This is a genomic window from Corynebacterium marquesiae (assembly GCF_030229635.1).
Lineage (GTDB): Bacteria > Actinomycetota > Actinomycetes > Mycobacteriales > Mycobacteriaceae > Corynebacterium > Corynebacterium marquesiae.
In genome coordinates, this window is the sequence record NZ_JASPII010000004.1 from 135619 (window position 1) to 153320 (window position 17702).

General features: G+C 57.3%; 21 protein-coding genes, 1 tRNA gene and 1 pseudogene. 16 read left to right on the forward strand and 7 right to left on the reverse strand.

Features of this window, described 5'->3' with window-relative positions:
* Positions 1 to 4: 4 nt before the first annotated feature.
* Positions 5 to 580 carry a YdcF family protein gene (locus QP971_RS04160; protein WP_284810946.1) on the forward strand — a complete coding sequence of 192 codons (576 nt, stop codon included), beginning with the start codon at positions 5 to 7 and terminating at the stop codon, positions 578 to 580.
* Between the two features lie 48 nt (positions 581 to 628).
* The gene (locus QP971_RS04165) at positions 629 to 1921 is read left to right on the forward strand and encodes a deoxyguanosinetriphosphate triphosphohydrolase (RefSeq protein WP_284810947.1); all 1293 of its coding nucleotides are present in this window, start codon (positions 629 to 631) and stop codon (positions 1919 to 1921) included.
* A 156-nt stretch (positions 1922 to 2077) separates the two neighbouring features.
* Here the strand turns inward: QP971_RS04165 and QP971_RS04170 are convergent, their stop codons facing one another.
* The gene (locus QP971_RS04170; protein WP_198491854.1) at positions 2078 to 2311 is read right to left on the reverse strand and encodes a barstar family protein; all 234 of its coding nucleotides are present in this window, start codon (positions 2309 to 2311) and stop codon (positions 2078 to 2080) included.
* 2 nt (positions 2312 to 2313) lie between these two features.
* Entirely contained in the window at positions 2314 to 2775 is a 462-nt protein-coding gene (locus QP971_RS04175) for a guanyl-specific ribonuclease (protein WP_284791380.1), read from the reverse strand.
* A gap of 211 nt (positions 2776 to 2986) precedes the next feature.
* Here QP971_RS04175 and dnaG point away from each other — a divergent pair, with 211 nt between their 5' ends.
* Complete coding sequence (gene dnaG / locus QP971_RS04180; RefSeq protein ID WP_049378554.1) at positions 2987 to 4909, forward strand: DNA primase; 1923 nt, start codon at positions 2987 to 2989, stop codon at positions 4907 to 4909.
* An 80-nt stretch (positions 4910 to 4989) separates the two neighbouring features.
* Here dnaG and QP971_RS04185 read toward each other — a convergent pair whose 3' ends face one another.
* Entirely contained in the window at positions 4990 to 5271 is a 282-nt protein-coding gene (locus tag QP971_RS04185; protein ID WP_284768876.1) for a hypothetical protein, read from the reverse strand.
* Positions 5272 to 5427: 156 nt separating this feature from the next.
* Between QP971_RS04185 and QP971_RS04190 the strand changes: the two genes are divergently transcribed.
* The 4 genes and pseudogenes from QP971_RS04190 to QP971_RS04205 all read left to right on the forward strand — a co-directional run bounded on the left by QP971_RS04190 (position 5428) and on the right by QP971_RS04205 (position 8970).
* Positions 5428 to 5577 (forward strand): hypothetical protein, encoded by a 150-nt coding sequence (locus QP971_RS04190; RefSeq protein WP_284768875.1) that lies wholly within the window; start codon positions 5428 to 5430, stop codon positions 5575 to 5577.
* Positions 5578 to 5704: 127 nt separating this feature from the next.
* The gene (locus QP971_RS04195) at positions 5705 to 6982 is read left to right on the forward strand and encodes an acid phosphatase (protein ID WP_284768874.1); all 1278 of its coding nucleotides are present in this window, start codon (positions 5705 to 5707) and stop codon (positions 6980 to 6982) included.
* Between the two features lie 106 nt (positions 6983 to 7088).
* Positions 7089 to 8300 (forward strand): annotated as a pseudogene (wecB, locus tag QP971_RS04200) (non-hydrolyzing UDP-N-acetylglucosamine 2-epimerase).
* A 4-nt stretch (positions 8301 to 8304) separates the two neighbouring features.
* Entirely contained in the window at positions 8305 to 8970 is a 666-nt protein-coding gene (locus tag QP971_RS04205) for a DUF1707 SHOCT-like domain-containing protein (protein ID WP_284768873.1), read from the forward strand.
* Between the two features lie 624 nt (positions 8971 to 9594).
* On the opposite strand, the gene QP971_RS04210 is transcribed toward QP971_RS04205, so the two are convergent.
* Positions 9595 to 9667, reverse strand: a tRNA-Asn gene (locus QP971_RS04210).
* A gap of 1148 nt (positions 9668 to 10815) precedes the next feature.
* Here QP971_RS04210 and QP971_RS04215 point away from each other — a divergent pair.
* The 3 genes from QP971_RS04215 (at position 10816) to QP971_RS04225 (ending at position 12798) form a co-directional block, all read left to right on the forward strand.
* Positions 10816 to 11241, forward strand: coding sequence for a hypothetical protein (locus QP971_RS04215; RefSeq protein WP_284768413.1), 426 nt, complete (start codon positions 10816 to 10818; stop codon positions 11239 to 11241).
* A gap of 322 nt (positions 11242 to 11563) precedes the next feature.
* Positions 11564 to 12175 (forward strand): sugar phosphate nucleotidyltransferase, encoded by a 612-nt coding sequence (locus QP971_RS04220; protein ID WP_337887915.1) that lies wholly within the window; start codon positions 11564 to 11566, stop codon positions 12173 to 12175.
* A 98-nt stretch (positions 12176 to 12273) separates the two neighbouring features.
* Entirely contained in the window at positions 12274 to 12798 is a 525-nt protein-coding gene (locus QP971_RS04225) for an excalibur calcium-binding domain-containing protein (protein ID WP_284768415.1), read from the forward strand.
* A 161-nt stretch (positions 12799 to 12959) separates the two neighbouring features.
* Here QP971_RS04225 and QP971_RS04230 read toward each other — a convergent pair whose 3' ends face one another.
* Positions 12960 to 13154 (reverse strand): integrase core domain-containing protein, encoded by a 195-nt coding sequence (locus QP971_RS04230; protein WP_420361664.1) that lies wholly within the window; start codon positions 13152 to 13154, stop codon positions 12960 to 12962.
* Between the two features lie 145 nt (positions 13155 to 13299).
* Here QP971_RS04230 and QP971_RS04235 point away from each other — a divergent pair, with 145 nt between their 5' ends.
* Both QP971_RS04235 and QP971_RS04240 read left to right on the forward strand, forming a co-directional pair.
* Complete coding sequence (locus tag QP971_RS04235) at positions 13300 to 13860, forward strand: hypothetical protein (RefSeq protein WP_284839641.1); 561 nt, start codon at positions 13300 to 13302, stop codon at positions 13858 to 13860.
* Between the two features lie 261 nt (positions 13861 to 14121).
* Positions 14122 to 14655: a DUF726 domain-containing protein gene (locus QP971_RS04240; protein ID WP_284810948.1), complete on the forward strand. Its 534-nt coding sequence runs from the start codon at positions 14122 to 14124 to the stop codon at positions 14653 to 14655.
* A gap of 390 nt (positions 14656 to 15045) precedes the next feature.
* On the opposite strand, the gene QP971_RS04245 is transcribed toward QP971_RS04240, so the two are convergent.
* Positions 15046 to 15465, reverse strand: coding sequence for an organic hydroperoxide resistance protein (locus QP971_RS04245; RefSeq protein ID WP_284768419.1), 420 nt, complete (start codon positions 15463 to 15465; stop codon positions 15046 to 15048).
* Between the two features lie 154 nt (positions 15466 to 15619).
* Between QP971_RS04245 and QP971_RS04255 the strand changes: the two genes are divergently transcribed.
* The 4 genes from QP971_RS04255 (at position 15620) to QP971_RS04270 (ending at position 17035) form a co-directional block, all read left to right on the forward strand.
* Positions 15620 to 15751, forward strand: coding sequence for a winged helix DNA-binding protein (locus QP971_RS04255; protein WP_284768420.1), 132 nt, complete (start codon positions 15620 to 15622; stop codon positions 15749 to 15751).
* Positions 15752 to 15761: 10 nt separating this feature from the next.
* Positions 15762 to 15923 carry a winged helix DNA-binding protein gene (locus tag QP971_RS04260; protein ID WP_284768422.1) on the forward strand — a complete coding sequence of 54 codons (162 nt, stop codon included), beginning with the start codon at positions 15762 to 15764 and terminating at the stop codon, positions 15921 to 15923.
* 165 nt (positions 15924 to 16088) lie between these two features.
* Positions 16089 to 16658, forward strand: a complete 570-nt coding sequence (locus QP971_RS04265) for a Panacea domain-containing protein (protein WP_284768424.1) — start codon at positions 16089 to 16091, stop codon at positions 16656 to 16658.
* Positions 16659 to 16675: 17 nt separating this feature from the next.
* On the forward strand, positions 16676 to 17035 hold the full coding sequence (locus QP971_RS04270) for a type II toxin-antitoxin system death-on-curing family toxin (RefSeq protein WP_284768426.1): 360 nt from the start codon (positions 16676 to 16678) through the stop codon (positions 17033 to 17035).
* 29 nt (positions 17036 to 17064) lie between these two features.
* On the opposite strand, the gene QP971_RS04275 is transcribed toward QP971_RS04270, so the two are convergent.
* Entirely contained in the window at positions 17065 to 17676 is a 612-nt protein-coding gene (locus QP971_RS04275; protein WP_284810949.1) for a hypothetical protein, read from the reverse strand.
* Positions 17677 to 17702: the final 26 nt, after the last annotated feature.

Genomic DNA, 17702 nt, shown 5'->3' on the forward strand with positions numbered 1-17702 from the left:
GGCAGTGAAGTACGCAATTGTTTTAGGAACCGCCCAATATGACGGCCGCCCCTCCCGCATTTTGGCCGGCCGCCTGCGCCACGCCGGTGAGCTAGCCACGGCCGAGCGACTGGAGGTCATTACCGTGGGCGGCAAGCTGCCCGGGGATAGGTTTACTGAGGCCGGTGTTGGCCGCAGCTACCTGCGCGAGCACTTCCCGCACCTGACCGTGCACGCGGTGGAGGAGGGGATGGATACCCGCAACTCCCTGAAAGAGGTCAAGCAAGCGTTCGCGCTTTCCGACGCCACCATCATCACCGATCCCCTCCACCGCCTGCGCACCGCGCTCATCGCCCGCCAAGAGGGCATCAAGGCCACCGTCTCCGGCACGCCGTACTACCCGGCCGCGCGCTTTTCTACGCCGTGGTGGCGCTACCTTGCCCACGAAACCGGTGGCGTGGCCTACGCGCTGGTGGCCGACCTGTTACCAGCCCGCGGTGCCGCTGCACTGCGCAATGGTTTCTACCGCGTGGAGCGGGTGCTGCGCCCGAATCAAAAGCTGCGGCATCAGACGATTGAGCAGGAAGACAACCGCACTTAGGCCACGTTGCTCACCCAAAAGGCCAGTTCACGGAATAAGCTTGAGGCCGTGTCCTATTCTTATTCCGCCGCCGACTTTGCTCGCTTGGCTGATGAAAAGCCGAAGGGCTCAGCCTTCCATACCGTGGAAGAACATCGCGGCGTATTCGCCCGCGACCGCGCCCGTGTGCTGCATTCGGCAGCCCTGCGCCGCTTGGCCGATAAAACTCAGGTCGTCGGACCGCGCGATGGCGATACTCCACGCACCCGCCTGACCCACTCGCTGGAAGTAGGCCAAATTGCGCGGAGCATCGGTGCTGGACTCGGACTCGATCCTGACCTATGCGATATGGCAGGGCTTACCCATGACATCGGCCACCCACCCTACGGTCACAATGGCGAAAATGCGCTCAATGAGGTTGCGCTCAATGGTTTCGAGGGCAACGCCCAAACCCTCCGCATCTTGACCCGCCTGGAGCCGAAAGTCATCGTGGACGATGACCACGGCGAACCACAGAGCTTTGGTCTCAACCTCACCCGCGCGGCCCTCGATGGTGCCTGCAAATACCCCTGGACCAAGACCAACCCGGATGGCACCACCAACCGCAAGTACGGTGCCTATGACGAGGATGCGCACCTTTTGGACTGGCTGCGCGAGGGCCATAGTGATAATCGCAAATGTATCGAAGCCCAGGTCATGGACTGGTCCGATGACATTGCTTACTCCGTGCACGACGTGGAAGATGGCATTATTTCCCGGCGCATCTCTTTGAACGTTCTGTGGGATTTGGTGGAGCTAGCCCAGCTGGCAGAAAAGGGCGCTAAAGCCTTTGGCGGCACAGCCGACGAGCTCTTGGAGGCGGCCGATAGCCTGCGCAACTTAAGCGTCATCAACGCCATCGGTGACTTTGACTATTCTTTGCGCGACTACGCCAACTTGAAGAAGATGACCTCGGAGCTCGTGGGACGCTACGTCGGCGCCACTATCGGCGCAACCAGCGAGGCTAATTCCGAGCTCATCGCCTCCAATACCCTTGGCCGCATGCACGGTGACCTCGTTGTCCCCAAAAAGGCCGAGGCCGAGGTCAAGCTGCTTAAAACCATCGCGGTTCTCTATGTCATGGATGAACCCGCCCATCTTGCACGCCAAGACCGCCAGCGTGAGCGTATCTACCGCGTCTACGACTACCTCGTCGCAGGCGCCCCCGGTTCCCTCGATGCCACCTTCCGGCTGTGGTGGGAACAAGCCGGTACCGACGCCGCCCGCGACCGCGCCATCATCGACCAGATTGCCTCCATGACCGAGTCCCGCCTGGAGCGCTTGGCCCGCCGGAGCGCGGAGCTTTCGGGGTTCCTCAGCTAAACCTGGCCCACCCAGTGCCGCACTAGAGTTAGGTCGAGACTCATCAGGCCGATCTGAGCGCGAAAAGGCCGAATTGAGAGCTCAAAACCCTCAATTCGGCCTCATATCTATGGACCTAACGCCTCGGCTCCCGCTCCAGTCCCAGAGCCCGAGTCGCTAGCGCACCAACGCGACACCTTGGTCCTCGAGCACGCTAGCTACCGCCGCTAGGTCCTCGCCTTCGATATCCATATTGGAGGCAACGATGACGCTGGTACGCTGCTCGCGTAGGAAGTCCGCGAGGTCATCGAGGTTGCGTGGCCCACAATCTTCGCAGCCGCGGGTGCGACCGAGTGCGTTGAAGAAGTCCGCGCGGGTGCGGATGTGTTCAGTAATGAGGATGCGTTGCATTATTACTCCTCCGCGTCTGGGATAGAACAGAAGCTTTCATAGTGGTCATCGGTGTAGTACCACACCTCCGGGTCGGTTTCGCTGCCGCCGCCAGTGATGATGCGGCGGGCACCGCGGTTCTTGCTGCCCGGGGTTTCTACCGTGTATTCGCGGTAGTAATTCTTGTCCTGCTGGGGCAGCCGGCCCTCGTAATTGCCAAAACGGGCGTTGTCATTATCTGGGTAGTCGTACGGTCCGCCGGCCAAAATATCGTTCGCGGTGTCGTTCGCCTCGGCAGGGAGGGAAGACATCTCGCAAGTATCGGCGTCGCCAGTCTTAGCGCCGCCTGCGGACTCGGACGGCGAAGAAGTAGAGGAATCGCCATCGCCGCCGAGGTCGAAACCGAAGTAGCTTGCTACGACGACAAGCGCAAGGCCACCGAGGGCAACGGGGAGCGATTTCTTGGACGCTTTGGACTTGGGCATACCTTTATTGTTGCAGGTGCGGCGCTAAAAGTATAAATCGCCCCGGGTCAATTGCGAGGCCAAAAATTGCCCCGTCACGGGGGTAGGTAACAGCATGTGGAAAGTACCCCAACAGAGGGTGATTTGCGCCCAAACTGTGAACCCTGGCGAAGGGCACCTTCCTGTCCTAGGCAGTTGAGCGTTCCCACCGCGCGCGGGGTAGTCTGTACGCATGGCAAAAGGCAGAATTCCGGACAGCGACATCCAAGCTATCCGTGAACGCGCGCCTTTAGAAGAGATCGTCGGCGAGTACGTGCAGCTCAAGCCCGCCGGTCATGATTCGCTCAAGGGGCTCAGCCCCTTCAAGGATGAAAAGACTCCGTCTTTTCACGTGCGCCCGCAGCGCGGCTACTATCACTGCTTTTCCACCGGCAAGGGTGGTGACGTCTTTAGTTTCCTGATGGAAATGGAGCAGGTCTCCTTCCCAGAAGCGGTGGAAGCAGTAGCGCAGAAGATTGGCTACCACATCAATTATCAGGGTGGCTCCACGGGCGCGCGCAATGAGAAGCCCGGCACGCGGCAGCGCCTCATTGCCGCGAATAAGGCGGCGCACGAGTTCTATCGCCAGCAGTTAGAGACGCCGCAAGCAGCCACCGCCCGCGACTTTCTGCTGGATCGCGGTTTTTCCCGCGAAGTCATCTATGACTTCGAGTGTGGCTATGCCCCAGAGGGATGGGATACGGCCACCAAACACTTGCTGCGCTTAGGCTTTTCCTTTGAAGAACTGGAAGCAGCTGGCATCTCCAAGATGGGCAAGCGCGGGCCCATCGACCGCTTCCATCGTCGCTTGTTGTGGCCGATTAAGGACCTTTCCGGCAACGTCATTGGTTTTGGCGCGCGCAAGCTTTTCGACGACGACAAGCTCGGCAAGTACATGAACACCCCTGAGACCATGCTCTACCGGAAGTCTAAGGTGCTCTTTGGCCTCGATTTGGCCAAGCGCAATATCGCCGAACAACACCAGGCCGTGGTGGTAGAAGGCTACACGGATGTCATGGCTATGTATGCCGCAGGCGTCAAGACTGCCGTTGCTTCCTGTGGTACCGCTTTTGGCGGCGAGCACCTGCAGGTACTGCGCCGACTCATGCTGGATGATTCCTACTTCAATGGCGAGCTCATCTATACCTTCGACGGCGATGAGGCAGGGCAGAAGGCCGCCATGCGTGCCTTTGACGGCGAGCAAAAGTTCACCGGTCAATCCTTCGTTGCCGTGGCCCCCGATGGCATGGATCCCTGTGATCTGCGTCTGCAAAAAGGCGATGCCGCCGTGCGCGAGCTCATCGCGGACCGCATTCCAATGTTTGAGTTCGTCATTCAATCCGTTATTGCGGAGTACAGCATCGACAGTGCCGAAGGCCGCCTGCAGGCCCTGCGCCGCGCGGTACCCGTGGTAGCGCAGATCCGCGATCAACCTTTGCAGCGTGAATACGCCCGCCGCTTAGCTGGCTGGGTGGGCTGGCCTGATCCGGAAGAGGTTCTTCGACAGGTGCGCGCGGAGGCGCGCAAGCCAAAGAAGGCCGAAAAACCCACCATTCGCCGCTTCGAAAATGCGAAACAGCAGCCGGCACAACAAGACGTGCCGATGATCCATCCGCCGAGCCCGAAGGAGACCCACCTGTGGCCCCAGCGCGAGGCCCTCAAACTGGCCTTGCAGATGCCGCAGGTGGCGGGCTCCTACTTCGACGGCATTACTGCCGACGCCTATACCAACGACGCCTACCGCCTCGTCCGCCAAGCCATTTCTACCGTGGGAGGCGCAGCTCAGGGTGCTACCATGCCGGCCGTGGAATGGATCGCCGCGGTAGCCGGTGAGATGCAGGATCTCACCGGCCGCAACTTCGTCTCCGAGCTTGCTGTAGAGGCCATTTTGCCTACCGACGTCGGCCCCGAAAAATACGCCGACTCCGTTCTCTCCCGCCTGCAAGAAACCGTGGTGGGGGACCAAATCGCCCAGTTGAAGGCTCGTCTTGGCCGCATGCGTCCCTCCGATGATGAGGCCAGCTATAACTCGCTTTTCGCTGACCTCGTCGCTTTAGAGCAAGCCCGCCGTGAGCTCAATGACCGCGCCTTCCGTGGCACGCCTCCCCAGGCATAAAAATCTCCCCTCGGCGCGACCCCAAATAAGGTGCGTGCCGAGGGGAGGGGAGGAGGCCTAAAAGCTAGTCTGCAATCGACCTAGTCCTCATCGGGCTCATAAATGCGGTCCGCATTATCCATCTGCGATCCGCGCAGCCGGCCCTTGCTGTTGCGCTTGGAAGACAAATCGCGAACCTCGCGCATACGCGGTTCCGGGTCCAAGCGGTTGGCCACCGCCTTACGTGCAGAAGTGACGGCGGACTTGGTCACGGGGGAGTTGACGGCCTTTTCGTAGGCGCCCTTGATCTGGTGGTAGCGCTTGCGGCCAGCCTTAGTGCCAAAAACGTATCCTGCTGCGGCGCCGAAGACGAATTGGATCATTGCTTAGCGTGTCCCCTTATTCCTGTGCGAGTAAAAGTTCCCCACCAGCCTACCGCGAAGCTTTGGCGCGCGCCGCCAACCACGAGTGAGGGGTGGCGCTAGCCCCGCATTGGACTAGCACTTTTCATGGCGCGCAATACGCGCTAGTTTAAATGTGTGGAAAATAACAAGCGCAGGGATTCGGCAGCGGCTTCAGCAGTGGCGCTGGCCGCGCTTTTTACCGCGAGCATTTCTGCGGAATCTTCCGGCCACCAACCGGATACCGCCGCGGCGCACCAAGGCCCCAATTGGGCTGAAGAACGCTGAGTGGTGACCGCAAAGGTCTAACCGCCAATCCACGATTGTGCATGTGAGTTTAGCGTCGCGTTCACTTCCCCTTAACTTTAGCTAGATATTATTCGTGGGAATTTGATACTAGCAAAAGGTTTCTACGTTGAACTATCGGAATAATCTTCGCCCCGCAGTCCGTGGGCTCGCCCTGTGCGCGGCTACTGGGCTGACTATAGCCCTCGCACCGTCGGCCACAGCCCTTCCCGTAGCCGTGCCCCAGCTGCGTGAGCCTGTCACCCAGCAGTCCACCGGCCCAGCCCCAGTCCAGCACCCCGGTGCCCCGGTACCAGAGCCGTTTAGCACGGACTATATCGCGGGCTTTGAATCCGATGTTTCCTCTTATCAATTTGGCAACTACTGGCAGGTAGTCCAGCTTTTTGATCACATCAAGGTCCAGCCAGAAATCCGCCAAGAAAATATGGACAAGGCCGTGGCCATCAATAACGCCGCAGCCGGTGACCCCGCTTTAATCCGCCGCGCGCAGGCCGATGCCAAGGCCAGCTCGACGAGCGTGCTCAAAGCCGTTTCTGACTCGATGGGCAAGAACCTAGGCGATGCCTTCCGCGCCGCCTTGGCCGAGCACCGCCTGCCCAAAACCGAATACCTCTTGGGCAATGGCTACGCCGCTCGTGCGGGTGGGCTAGCCAATTCCACCATGTCAGAAAAGTACTACTTCAACTATCAGCGCCCGTACCAGCGCGCGCCGCAGGCGATTAAGCGCTATGACGATGGTTCCAAGGACCTTTACCCCACCTCGCCAGCGTTCCCCTCGGGTCATACCAATCAGGCAACCTGGATTACCACGCTGATGTCCTTCATGTTGCCTGAGGTAGGTCCACAGCTCATGCTGCGAGGCGCAGAGGCCGGCAACCACCGCGTGGTCCTAGGAGTGCATTACCCGCTGGATGTCATCGGCGGCCGCATGACTGGCCAAGCCGCCGCAGCCGACCGCCTCAATGACAAGCGCATGCGCAATGCTCTCTGGCAAGCCTCGATGGAAGTGCGCAAGGAGATTAAGTGGCGCACCGGCAAGACGGTGGAAGAATTGGTGGCCCAGGATAGGGCAGAGGGTGCCGACTATCAGTCCACCGACGATGCGGTAGAACAGTACTCCACATTCATGGACTATGACTTTGCCCCGCGCTACCGCACCGACGTCCCGATGGTCGTCCCGCAGGCCGCTCCAGTGCTGCTAGCAGCATCCCACCCAGAACTGACCTGGGATCAGCGTGCCGAGGTCCTCCGCCAGACTGCGCGTCCAGCCGGCAATCCATTGGATTGGCAGGCAGAGGGAGGCTCGTGGCAACGCCTCGATCTAGCCCGCGCCATGGCGGCCAAGGTGACCGTCGCCCCAGACGGCGGCGTGAGCGTCAGCGAATGAATTCAACAATGCCGGTAGCTTAACCTGAACTTTGTGGCCTAGTCGGATTGAGAGTTAAAGTATTTACAACTTTCCGTAAACGCTTGATCAACACCAAAGGAGTTCTATGCGTAGGGCTAAGGTTATGTGCGTTTATGGCACCCGACCGGAAGCTATCAAGGTGGCACCGGTCATTAAGGCGCTGGATAAAGATGAGCGCTTTGATTCGATCCCAGTCTCTACCGGTCAGCATACAGAGATGCTGGAGCAGGTCAACACCATGTTTGGCATCCAGCCGAAGCACGATCTGGGGCTCATGAAACAGGGACAGGGGCTTAATGAGCTTGTCTCCCGCGCCATTGCTGGATTGGGCTCCATCATTGAAGAAGAGCTAGACGTCATCATCTCCTAGGACGATACCTCTACCGCTATGGCTGCAACACTCGCCGGTTTCCATCGCTGGGTAAAGATCGTTCACCTTGAAGCCGGTTTGTGTACCGGCGATATCCACTCGCCGTTCACTGAAGAGGCGAACCGTAAGCTCATTGGTCAGGTAGCCGAGCTGCACTTGGCTCCAACCGAGGGATCGATGGAGAACCTACGTCGCGAGAATGTGCGTTCCAAGGGCATCGTGATTACCGATAATACCGTCATTGACGCTCTGCTCGAAGTAGCATCGTGGAATACGGAGTTCGCGGACACTGCCCTGCCGGAAGCCGCAGACTCCGATAAGCGCCTCGTTGTGGTTACGACCCACCGCCGTGAGAACCTTGAGGCGATGAAGGAAATTGGTGGTGCAGTTAAGGACTTGGCAGAAGCTTACCCGGAGATTAACTTCGCACTGCCGCTGCACCTCAACCCTAAGGTGCGCCAGGCTGTTCTGCCAGAGGTCGACCACTTGCCGAATATCATCATCACGGATCCGCTGCCTTATGACCAATTTACGCAGCTGCAAAACCGCGCAACCATCATCCTGACTGACTCCGGCGGAGTCCAGGAGGAGGCACCAGCATTGGGCAAGCCGGTGCTAGTCATGCGCCAAAACACCGAGCGCCCCGAAGCCGTTGTCGCCGGCACGGTTAAGCTGGTGGGCACTAATCGCGAGCTCATCGTGGCAGAGGCGAAGCTTTTGCTTTCCGACGGCGCCGCTTTCGACGCCATGGCCAACGCCGTTACCCCCTATGGCGACGGCAAGGGCGCGCAGCGCGCCGTCGCCGCCATCGCGCAGCTGACCGGGGTAGGCGAGCGCGTAGAAGAATTTCTGCCGGAGGTCGATTCCTCTAAGGGGCCCAAGGCAAGGAATAACTCGCGCGCCTGCCGGAGAAAGCGGATATATTAAAGGTATGAAACCGCTGGATATCCGCTGTAACCACCGAGAACGCACGAAAGCTGCAGACATCTTAGGGGATGCGCTTTCGGCAGGGCAGATTGACCTCGATGATTTTGAAAAGCGCTCGGCCGCCTGCGTAAATGCAACGACCCGCGCTGAGCTCATCGAGCCGCTGGCTGACCTTGTAGAGGACCCAGAAGTTCTCCTTTTTGGACAAGAAAGAAAACTCGCAAAAGCCTACGCGGGGCAGCAAGAATCCAAAGCCATCGCCAAGGTGGAGCAGGCCATCCGACAGGTACAGCCGAGCGTGCAGGAGACCCGCTCCTTTGCGGTGGGGATTTTTGGCGGTTCCACTGTCAGCGGTGGGGCAGTAGCTCGTTCCCTGACGGCCTTGGGCCTTTTCGGCGGCGTGGACATTGATCTCACGGGCGTAGCCCTGCACAGTCGTTCTACCACCATCGAGGCGGTGGGCGTCTTTGGTGGCGTGGATGTCTATATCCCCGAAGGCTTCCGCGTCCACGTCGGCGGTGTAGGCCTTTTTGGCGGGCATGACCTCAAGGTAGAAAACAGCGCCATTCATCCGAATGACCTGCCAGTGGACGCACCAGAAATCAACGTCAATTGCTACAGCCTCTTCGGCGGCGTAGACGTTCACGTGGGACGCCGCTACGGCGGTTAAGCAGGCTTAGAAGCTCGAGGGAGTATCAAGAGTTACGGCTTGGCCTCAGACTCGCTTACAGCACTTTCCGGCCCCTTCGAGCAAGCTTTGGAGACACCCGCGCCAGTCTACTGATTACTAGGAACATTTAACGCGCTCGGGGCGCTCTACGTATCTAGAAGCCGGTCTAGAGTTGTGGACAATGGTACAACCACTCGCACCGGTGTTTAGCCGCACGAAACCGCTGCCTCATGCAAGGCAGCAGGGCGTACCAAGGCACATGGGCTTCCGGCTTCAACTGGAAAAATAGGCCTGAAGCCGAGATCTACAGGGCATTCTTTAAACCTCGTTAGCAACTCATGAACCTGGCAGGGCAGTATCGCCAGACAATATTGTGCAGACCACCAAAGTCGACGGACAGGTGGAGACACGAAAAATCTACGACAAACTAATCCAGGATTCTCCTCAACACTGCCGTCCGATGGCCTCAAGGATCCCCGCTTGGTTCTCTTACTCGGCCGTATTCGAGCTTAATGCACTTGTGTATAAGCAGTACTTCCACCGCAGCGCCTAAAGATTGAAGCCCTGAAGAAATATAGACAAAACGCAAATAATCCCGCTTAGTGTTACTAAGCGGGAACTTTGCTCCTCCAACTGGGCTCGAACCAGTGACCCTTCGATTAACAGTCGAATGCTCTGCCAACTGAGCTATGGAGGATTATGCGTACGCTGTACATTGAACTTGCGGTTCTCTGTGCAACGAGAATTAACTATATAGGCCATCGGTTAAACAGACAAACCAGCAGCTCATGGCTAGGTTTATGTTCCTTAAGTAGTGGAAGTTGAGAAGTCCTTCGTGGAGCGAATGGTATTGTTTTGCTGACAAGTTGAGGTCTTCCGGATTTAGTGAGGCTTGAACGGTTTTAGCAGAGAGGTTTGGGATGCGTGTACTGATTGTGAGCCTACTGGGCTCCGGAAATTGGTGTTCCCCAGCGAAGACTTGCTTGGATTAGTGAAATCCTCGTAAATGCTGGTCACTAGGTGCTAGTAATCGCACCGCCTCCAAACTTCAGTAGAAAGGTGAATTTAAGAACTTGGCTAAGGAAGCAACCTTTTAAACCAGCAAAATCCATTGAATGCGGTGAGAAGGGCGAGCAGATACTGAGGACAGGTTTTGTTCCTGCTGGCCGTTCTTTATCGCTGAGAATTCAGCATCAAGGCACTGTTGCGTTGGGGATGCTCTGGGCAGCTGCTGCTAGGCGGAAGATTGTCGCTGAGTTTCAACCTGACCTTGTAGTGGGAACCGTTCCGGCTTTACCTACTGTGGTTGTTGCTCGGTTGGTATCGGGATTTTTGAAGGTTCCGTATGCAATTGACCTCCGTGATGCGTGGCCCGACTTGTGACGAGATTGGGAAAGTGGAACGAAGAAGTTGGGACGCCATCTATACGAGAAAGTCTGCTAAGTAAGGGCCCAGCTCAGGCTCTTGTATTCTTTGTAGAAAAGGTGGTGGAGTCTTGTCTCAAAGTACTGGGTCGACGCTGGGCACAGGGTACGAAGCAGTACGAGGGGTGGGGGTGGTTAGGTGGGGCGTCGGCAAGCTGGGCGGTGGCAGAAGACTCGCTGGTGAGCAGGGGGAAGGCGGGGCGTCTGTGTGGTACGGATTTTTGGGGGAATCCGGACAGATTAAAGGCAAGAAGCCTCCTAGCCGCAAGGCTACAAGCATCACAATTGGTCGGTCTTTCATATTTTCCTGGGCCTTGGCGTTGTGCGCATCCGTATGTCGTTTCGTTTCATGCCTTAACCCAGCAGACGCTGGTAGCGTTTGGTTACATACCGCAACCAGCAGCCACGGGAGGCCTATTTTATGGACGGCGATATTATTGGGCTGCTCGTATACGCCGGGTTAGTACTTGTCATGGTGCTCTACTGGACCTACTACATCCGATATGTGCGGAGGAACCCCAGATCAGAAAAGTGGTACGACGAACTCGCCTGGGAAGGTGCAGTAAGTGATGGCGTCCTCTTCTATTATCCTTATAGCACGCTAGTTTTGGGTGTTGGCGGTATCGCAGGGTTGGTCGATGGTGCTAACCCTCCCGAATTTGTTGGCACGGTGCTGAAGGTTGCGCTCATGGCAGCTTTCGTCCTCGGAGCCGTTGGATTTACAGGTGGGTTCGGGGTTCCGCTTCCGTGGCCTTTTGTTCCGCGTTGGGTCGTAGACATCCGCAAAGCAAAACGCACTCGGGGGCGCGAGCGCAGACAGGCCAGAAAGAGGGAAGAGGAAGAATAGGCCTGGCTATTTTCCTGTGTCGGAGCCCGTTGAAAATCTTGGCCATCACGCTGGAGTTACTACAGTCCCGTAGCAAAGCAATCGAAGATGGTATGAGGCGTTTGGGTCCAAACTCTGCTTTGGTGATGTACATCAGCACGGAGATGGATCCGTAGATTAGGGCCGCTAGAGCAGTAGTCGTGGTAGACAACGGGTTTGGGTATTCAGATGTTGGAAAGCCCAATTCTCCTTTGGATGGGGCTTTAATGGCGCACCGTGATGTAAAACAAGGCTTTGCGTGACATGGGTACGGAGCTAAGGAATAGAAGGGGATGCGGACGAAATCTTAGATGCCGACGGGCACTATTCCTCGGTCGTGTTTCCCGATTTGGTCATTGAGCCCACCGCCGCCATGGGTGAGATGATTCGGGTGCGCCAAGAGCATGGCGGTTCGGTGTTGTTGGCGGTGGAGGTGGGGCCGCCGCAGGTGTCGAATTATGGCGTCTTTGATGTTGAGGTTACTGACGATGATCGGGTGAAGAAGGTTGTGGGCATGGTGGAAAAGCCAGCGGTTGGGGATGTGCCGTCGAATATGGTGGCTACCGGTCGCTGCCTTCTGGACCGTACGATTTTTGGCGCTCTCCGCCGTATCACTCCCGGCAAGGACGGGGAGCTGCAGCTTCCCGACGCCATCACTCTCCTCCTCTCCGAGGGGCATCCCGTCCATGTTGTGGCTCATGAGGGGATCCGCTATGACCTCGGCAATCCCGCCGGCTTCATTCCCACCAGCGTCGAGTTCGGCCTGCGTCACTCGGAGTACGGCTCGGCCCTGTTCACCGACCTGGAGGTCCTGCTGGAGAAGTATCGGGGTGAGGTGGGTAGGGGTTTGGGGGAGTCCCGACCACGAGGTGAAAGCGATTCAGATGAAAGCTCATCAGAGTGGGAAAATGAATAGGTTACCGAAGATATGAGCTCTAAATCGCGTATATGTAAATAGGTGGGAGAGTCGCTCCGAGCTATAGTTGAAGCGTCAATTAAATACAATCTCATCTCTTGGGGAAACTTATGGCCTCCGGTAAGAAAATTGTAGGCAGCATCGCTGCTCTTTTTGTCGTCTCTTCTCTTCTCAGTCAATGCTCCGACGCCGACGAAACGAAGAGCACTGAAACTACTACAGTGCGAGAAACCGCAACGGTAACCACTACTGCTTCCGAAACCGTCCAAAGCTCGACGCTAAATCAAGCACCGGAATCTACTGCCCCAGTTGAGTTTGAGGAGCCAACGCTGGATCCGCAGGTAAGTCCTGCCGAAGCGGCAGAAGAAGTAGTAGATGTGAACGGGGATGCCGATTCGGATGCGGATGGTGGTGTGCATGGATTCGTTGCTCCTGCGCCAGTGATTCAACAGCAGTCAATCAATGATGGTGGTGGTGAATCGGCTGGTGGTGATGGTGGAGCAGCCAGCTATTACCCTAATTGTGCAGCCGCTCGCGCTGCAGGTGCGGCGCCGTTGTACGCCGGTCAACCAGGCTATAGCTCGAATTTGGATCGAGACGGTGACGGCGTCGCCTGCGAATAGAGGAGCCTAAAGTTGAGAGGATGCCCGCCTGTGCAGGGTGTCCTTTTTCTTTAGAGGGAAAAGAAAAACGATCGGACGAGCCTAGGTCAGAACCTGGAAAGTTTGAATCGTGCTTGGGGGCTGACCGCAATTCGTGTACACGTAGTGGAGCTACCTAGTGGTTAGGCAGCTATTTCTTTTCTGCTGGTGGTTAGACCAATGCGGTTCTCGAAGTCGACGGGGCTGACCATCCCGAGTGCGGAGTGCCGGCGTCGTCGGTTGTAGACTACTTCAATCCAGTAAGCAACGGCCTTGCGTTCGGCATCGCGGGTTGGCCAGCGCTTACGGTCGTAGAACTCGGTTTTAAGCGGGCCCAGATTTCAATTTCAACAACGAGTTTATTAGCCCAGAAGATCAAAGAGACTTCGCTGCTAAGGCGGTAAAGCGCGCAGTCAAGCGCCACGGGGAGAGGTACAAGAGCTTAGGGGGCAAGCTATTGCTCCGGCAAAGTTGGCCACGACTTTGACCGAGCTCATGGGCACGCTGAGTGGCGACACCGAAGAAGGCTGGTGCTCTCGTTGCTTGACCAAATCCACCCACAGGAAATCGAAGTCCAAATCGCTGTACGTGTGCGAGAACTGTGGTTCGGCGACGTCCCATTGCACCGTGCCCCAGTGTGATAACTTCGCCGCTGCTGGCCTGGGCTTGGTGGCTTTGCCGGCCGTGTGTGCAGAACACCTTCATCAGGTTCCGGACTTTGAGTGCCTTAATCACCGCATTGATGACCTCACCCAGTGGCGTGAGCTCCGTGAATTCAAGGCAGCCAATGTTGGTCGCGCGGCCAAGCTTGCTGCTGTTGGTGCCGGCGCTCTAGTTCTCGGAGTTGCCGGTGGGTGGGTTGCCGCACCGATGGTAGGCAGCGCTTATGGGACCACGATTCTTGGCTTATCTGGCGCTGCTGCCCACAATGCTGGCCTAGCAGCTCTTGGCTTCGGCTCCCTAGCCTCAGGCGGATTGGGGTGGCTGGCGGAAGCCTGGTCGTTACTGCTGCCGGTGGACTGCTCGGCTCCGCATACGGAGTAAAGGCGCTTAACTCTTATGTCGGTGAGGATGACTCCTTTGATATGCAGTGCGTCCGCAGGGGGGGGTGGCACGCCCGTTCTCATCGCCCGTGGCTTTACCACTGAGAAGAAGCTGGATTGGCATACCGAAGTTAAATCGGTTGAAGCTGCGTCCCCCGATTCTCCGATTTACCTGGTGAATTGGGGCAGCAAGGAAATGCTGGAGCTTGCTGGTTTCCTAGCTCCAGGTGCTGGCCTCGCTGGTGGGGCTGTTCTCAAGGGAATGGTAAAGCATGCTAGCAAGAAGCTGGCGAAGAAAGCGGGGCCTGCTGGTTTCGCACTAGGCGCCCTGGATTTGGTCAAGAACCCGTGGACGGTTGCAGTTAACCGTGCGAATAAGACTGCCTTGGCGCTCGCCGCAATTATTCAGCGCTCCAACCTGGAATCCGTGGTGCTCGTAGGGGGGCATAGCTTGGGTGGCCGCGTCATGCTCAACCTCGCTACTGCGCTAGCAGGCGCTGCCGGAACTGAGAATGAGGTACGCGTTGAAGCCGTGTATCTTCAAGGTGCGGCCATTGGTCAAGATGCGACGCGGGATTCTGTTGGTGAAGCCCTATCTGGTGTAGTTCACAACTATCACTTCCACAATGACGTGGTTCTTGGTCGACTGTATTCTGCAGCGATGGGCGGCAGGAAGGCGATAGGCTTCGAGGGCCTGGACGCCTCGTTTGCGGTCAATCACGACGTGAGCGATGCCGTTAAATCACATTCTGCGTATTACGAGAATGTGGAGTTATCTAGGGCTCTTGAAGGATAATCAGCAAACTCGTCCCTGTGTGTGCAGAGGCAACTGGAAAATTACTTCAATCTGATGGTCGACCCCAATCGGAGCGTAGGGAGGCGAGTAAGGAGTTCAGCTCGCTCGAGCTCGTCTGGGACTATTTTAGCGAGGTCCAAATCGATCAATTAGTGCGGTTAAGGGAAGCCCGAGAGGAACCCTAATTGTTAAAAATCGACGAATTTATAAATTAGGCGCTCCAGCTGGCGGGCTAATTGATAAAATCGACGATTTTAAAAAAAATAAGGTTTTGGCCTTGCTGCGGTGCCGAGGGGTCTTCGGGCGTCGACAAAAGAGGCCGTACAAAGCATAAAAATACCCACGCTGCGCGCCTAGTGGCGCGGCGTAGGCTGGGGAGAGGAATAGAAATTAGTCCTGTGCAACACCAACGTTGACTTCGATGTTGCTGCGGGTGGCCTTGGAGTAAGGGCACATCTGGTGGGCGGCGTCGGCAAGCTCTTGTGCCTTGTCATCCTCAACGCCTGGGATGGTGACCTCGAGGTCAACGCCGAGGTAGAAGCCCTCGTCGTTCTTGCCCAGGTTAACGCGGGCGCCGACGGAGGAATTCTCCACGTCAACGCCCTTGTCCTTGGCCACTGCCTTCAGTGCGGAGTGGTAGCAAGCGGCGTAACCGGCAGCGAAGAGCTGCTCCGGGTTGGCGCCCTCACCGCTGCCGCCCATCTCCTTCGGGGCGGTCATGGTGAAGTCCAGATCGGAATCCTTAACCACAGAGCGGCCGTCGCGGCCCGCTCCGGTGGAGAGTGCTTCGGTGGTGTAAACGGCGTCCATAATGACTCCTTTTCTATCGGGTCTTTGTACGTCCGCCGATTGTACGCAAGAACGCTAGTCTTCGACGACGGTCACGGTGACCTCGATATTGCCGCGGGTGGCGTTGGAGTAGGGACAGACCTCATGGGCGGCGTGGGTAAGGGGCTGGGTAGCGGTGCGCTCTTACCGCCCGTTGTTGGTGGATCTAGGCCTGACCTATCCGCAGTACCTGGTCATGCTGGTGCTATGGGAGGCGGATGAGCCGGTGCCGCTGAAAATTCATCGACTCCCTGCTGGGCCTGGATAGTGGCACGCTCATGCCGCTGCTCAAGCGCCTGGAAAAGCAGAGCTATGTGGAGCGCTGGTGCGACCCCGATGATGGGCGCTGCACCCTCGCTGCCCTGACTGCCGATGGTGCCTCCCTTCGCACCCGTGCCGAATGCATCCCCGAAGCCATGGCCGAGGCTATAAGGAGGTAGGCCTCGACCTTGCCGAGTTCAAGAAATCGCTGGACACCCTCGCCGGCGTGCCTGTGGACGTGGAGCTGCCGTGGCCTTCATATAGCAGATGAGGAAGGCTATACTGGCTTAAGAATTTTGGCTTTATACACGTAAAAATTGTTTCGTACTATGAGAGGAGGGGTCATGGCTACAGCAGTAGACGTCGCGCAGGTTATCTACAACAAACTGGGGTGGGTCGATGCGTGGAAGCTGGAGAAGCTTACGTATTACTGCCAAGCATGGAGCCTGGGCTGGTACGGGCGACCTCTTGTCTCGAATGAGTTTCAGGCGTGGAAAGACGGTCCGGTTGAACCCGACCTCTATCGCGAGAATAAATATCAACGCTCCGAGAAAACCTCTACGGTGTTACCGGGAGCTGATGTAGAGGCTATAGGGGACGAAGCCGAAAAGATCATCGATGCCGTGATTGCCTTTTATGGTGATAAGACATCCGATGAATTGATTGAACTTACGCACTCGGAACGTCCATGGATCGTCGCTCGTGGTCAGATGGGCCCCGAGGCGAATGCTAACGAGCCGATTTCGCAGCTGGAAATGAAAAAATACTATGCCTTGCAGGAAGCTCGTGGTGCTGAAGGGCCGACGCGGCCTATGCTTTCTGTGCAGAATCTTTCCGGTGCCGACCTACAGCAGCGCTTGCAAGCTTCAGTAGAACGCTGGAAGGGCGCTCTTGAGATCCTTGCAACCCGATGAATGAGTATTGCCTTCCGGTGGAAGACGTAGTTCGACTGAACCATCAACTCATCGGTCGGGATGGCAACCTCCTCGACCGCTCGAAACTTGAGTCAGCATTGGCCACCCCTTTACAGACCTTCGGCGGCGAGTACTTGCACCCATCTGCACTGGATAGGGCTGCAGCGTTGTTGCACTATCTGGCAAAAGCGCATGCATTCGTCGACGGCAATAAGCGAATCGCCTGGGTATGTGCCTCCACCTATTTAGAAATCGAAGGCTTTGGGCTGGGGCCAATCGCCGATGAAGAGATTGTGGAGCTCGTTGAAACCGTGGCCGCTGCGCGCGATAAGAAGGAAGGCTTCATTGCAGAATGGTTTGCTGAACGGTTGATCTAGTTCGGTCTGGTTAGTTCCTGGAGTAGCGGTTAATTGGTAGTGGCCACGCGCTTGGTCCACACGCTTCGGTCCGCGGTTTCAAAAGAGGCGCGCACCGTTTTATCGCCGGGCTTTTCGCAGGTGAGCACCCGCTGGTCGCTGCCCATGCGGCAATCCAGGTTATAGGACTGTTTGGTCACTGGGCTGCTGGCAGTGATATCTGCGTGGTATACCGCCGTTACTGTGGGATCTTTCGAACGCATGGTGTAGCTAGCCTGCATCGCGGCGTCAAAGACCGCGGCGGCGAATTCGCAGGAGGTGGCATCGCCGGCGTCGATGGAATCGCCCGATGAAGATGTGCCGCAGTAGCCGCCAATCTGGCCTACGGTGATGTTGTGGTTGCCGCCGGCTGGCGGAGCGGGCTGATCCGGTTCGGCCTGTTTAGTGACCGTCTCGGTGCGGCGTTGCTTCGTGTCCTTCTCCGGGCTGGATTCTTCTTCGGCTTCGCCCGCGGCAGAGCTATTGTCCTGTGCGGTGGAGAAGGCCGGCTCGTTTTCCGGCGCGGAGTTGTTATCGGAATCGGAGCCGGTGCCGCAGGCGCTCACGGTGAGGCCAGCGGCGAGAAGGATGGACGCTACGGGGAATAAGGAAGGGCGCTGCATAGGGATACTGTAGCGCCCTTCGGAGC

Excerpts from the sequence above, each read along its gene's own strand:
- QP971_RS04275 (WP_284810949.1), bottom strand. The coding sequence starts at position 17,676 with ATGCAGCGCCCTTCCTTATTCCCCGTAGCGTCCATCCTTCTCGCCGCT.
- QP971_RS04265 (WP_284768424.1), top strand. The coding sequence starts at position 16,089 with ATGGCTACAGCAGTAGACGTCGCGCAGGTTATCTACAACAAACTGGGG.
- dnaG (WP_049378554.1), top strand. The coding sequence starts at position 2,987 with ATGGCAAAAGGCAGAATTCCGGACAGCGACATCCAAGCTATCCGTGAA.
- QP971_RS04205 (WP_284768873.1), top strand. The coding sequence starts at position 8,305 with ATGAAACCGCTGGATATCCGCTGTAACCACCGAGAACGCACGAAAGCT.
- QP971_RS04175 (WP_284791380.1), bottom strand. The coding sequence starts at position 2,775 with ATGCCCAAGTCCAAAGCGTCCAAGAAATCGCTCCCCGTTGCCCTCGGT.
- QP971_RS04170 (WP_198491854.1), bottom strand. The coding sequence starts at position 2,311 with ATGCAACGCATCCTCATTACTGAACACATCCGCACCCGCGCGGACTTC.
- QP971_RS04240 (WP_284810948.1), top strand. The coding sequence starts at position 14,122 with ATGGTAAAGCATGCTAGCAAGAAGCTGGCGAAGAAAGCGGGGCCTGCT.
- QP971_RS04260 (WP_284768422.1), top strand. The coding sequence starts at position 15,762 with ATGCCGCTGCTCAAGCGCCTGGAAAAGCAGAGCTATGTGGAGCGCTGG.
- QP971_RS04215 (WP_284768413.1), top strand. The coding sequence starts at position 10,816 with ATGGACGGCGATATTATTGGGCTGCTCGTATACGCCGGGTTAGTACTT.
- QP971_RS04185 (WP_284768876.1), bottom strand. The coding sequence starts at position 5,271 with ATGATCCAATTCGTCTTCGGCGCCGCAGCAGGATACGTTTTTGGCACT.
- QP971_RS04245 (WP_284768419.1), bottom strand. The coding sequence starts at position 15,465 with ATGGACGCCGTTTACACCACCGAAGCACTCTCCACCGGAGCGGGCCGC.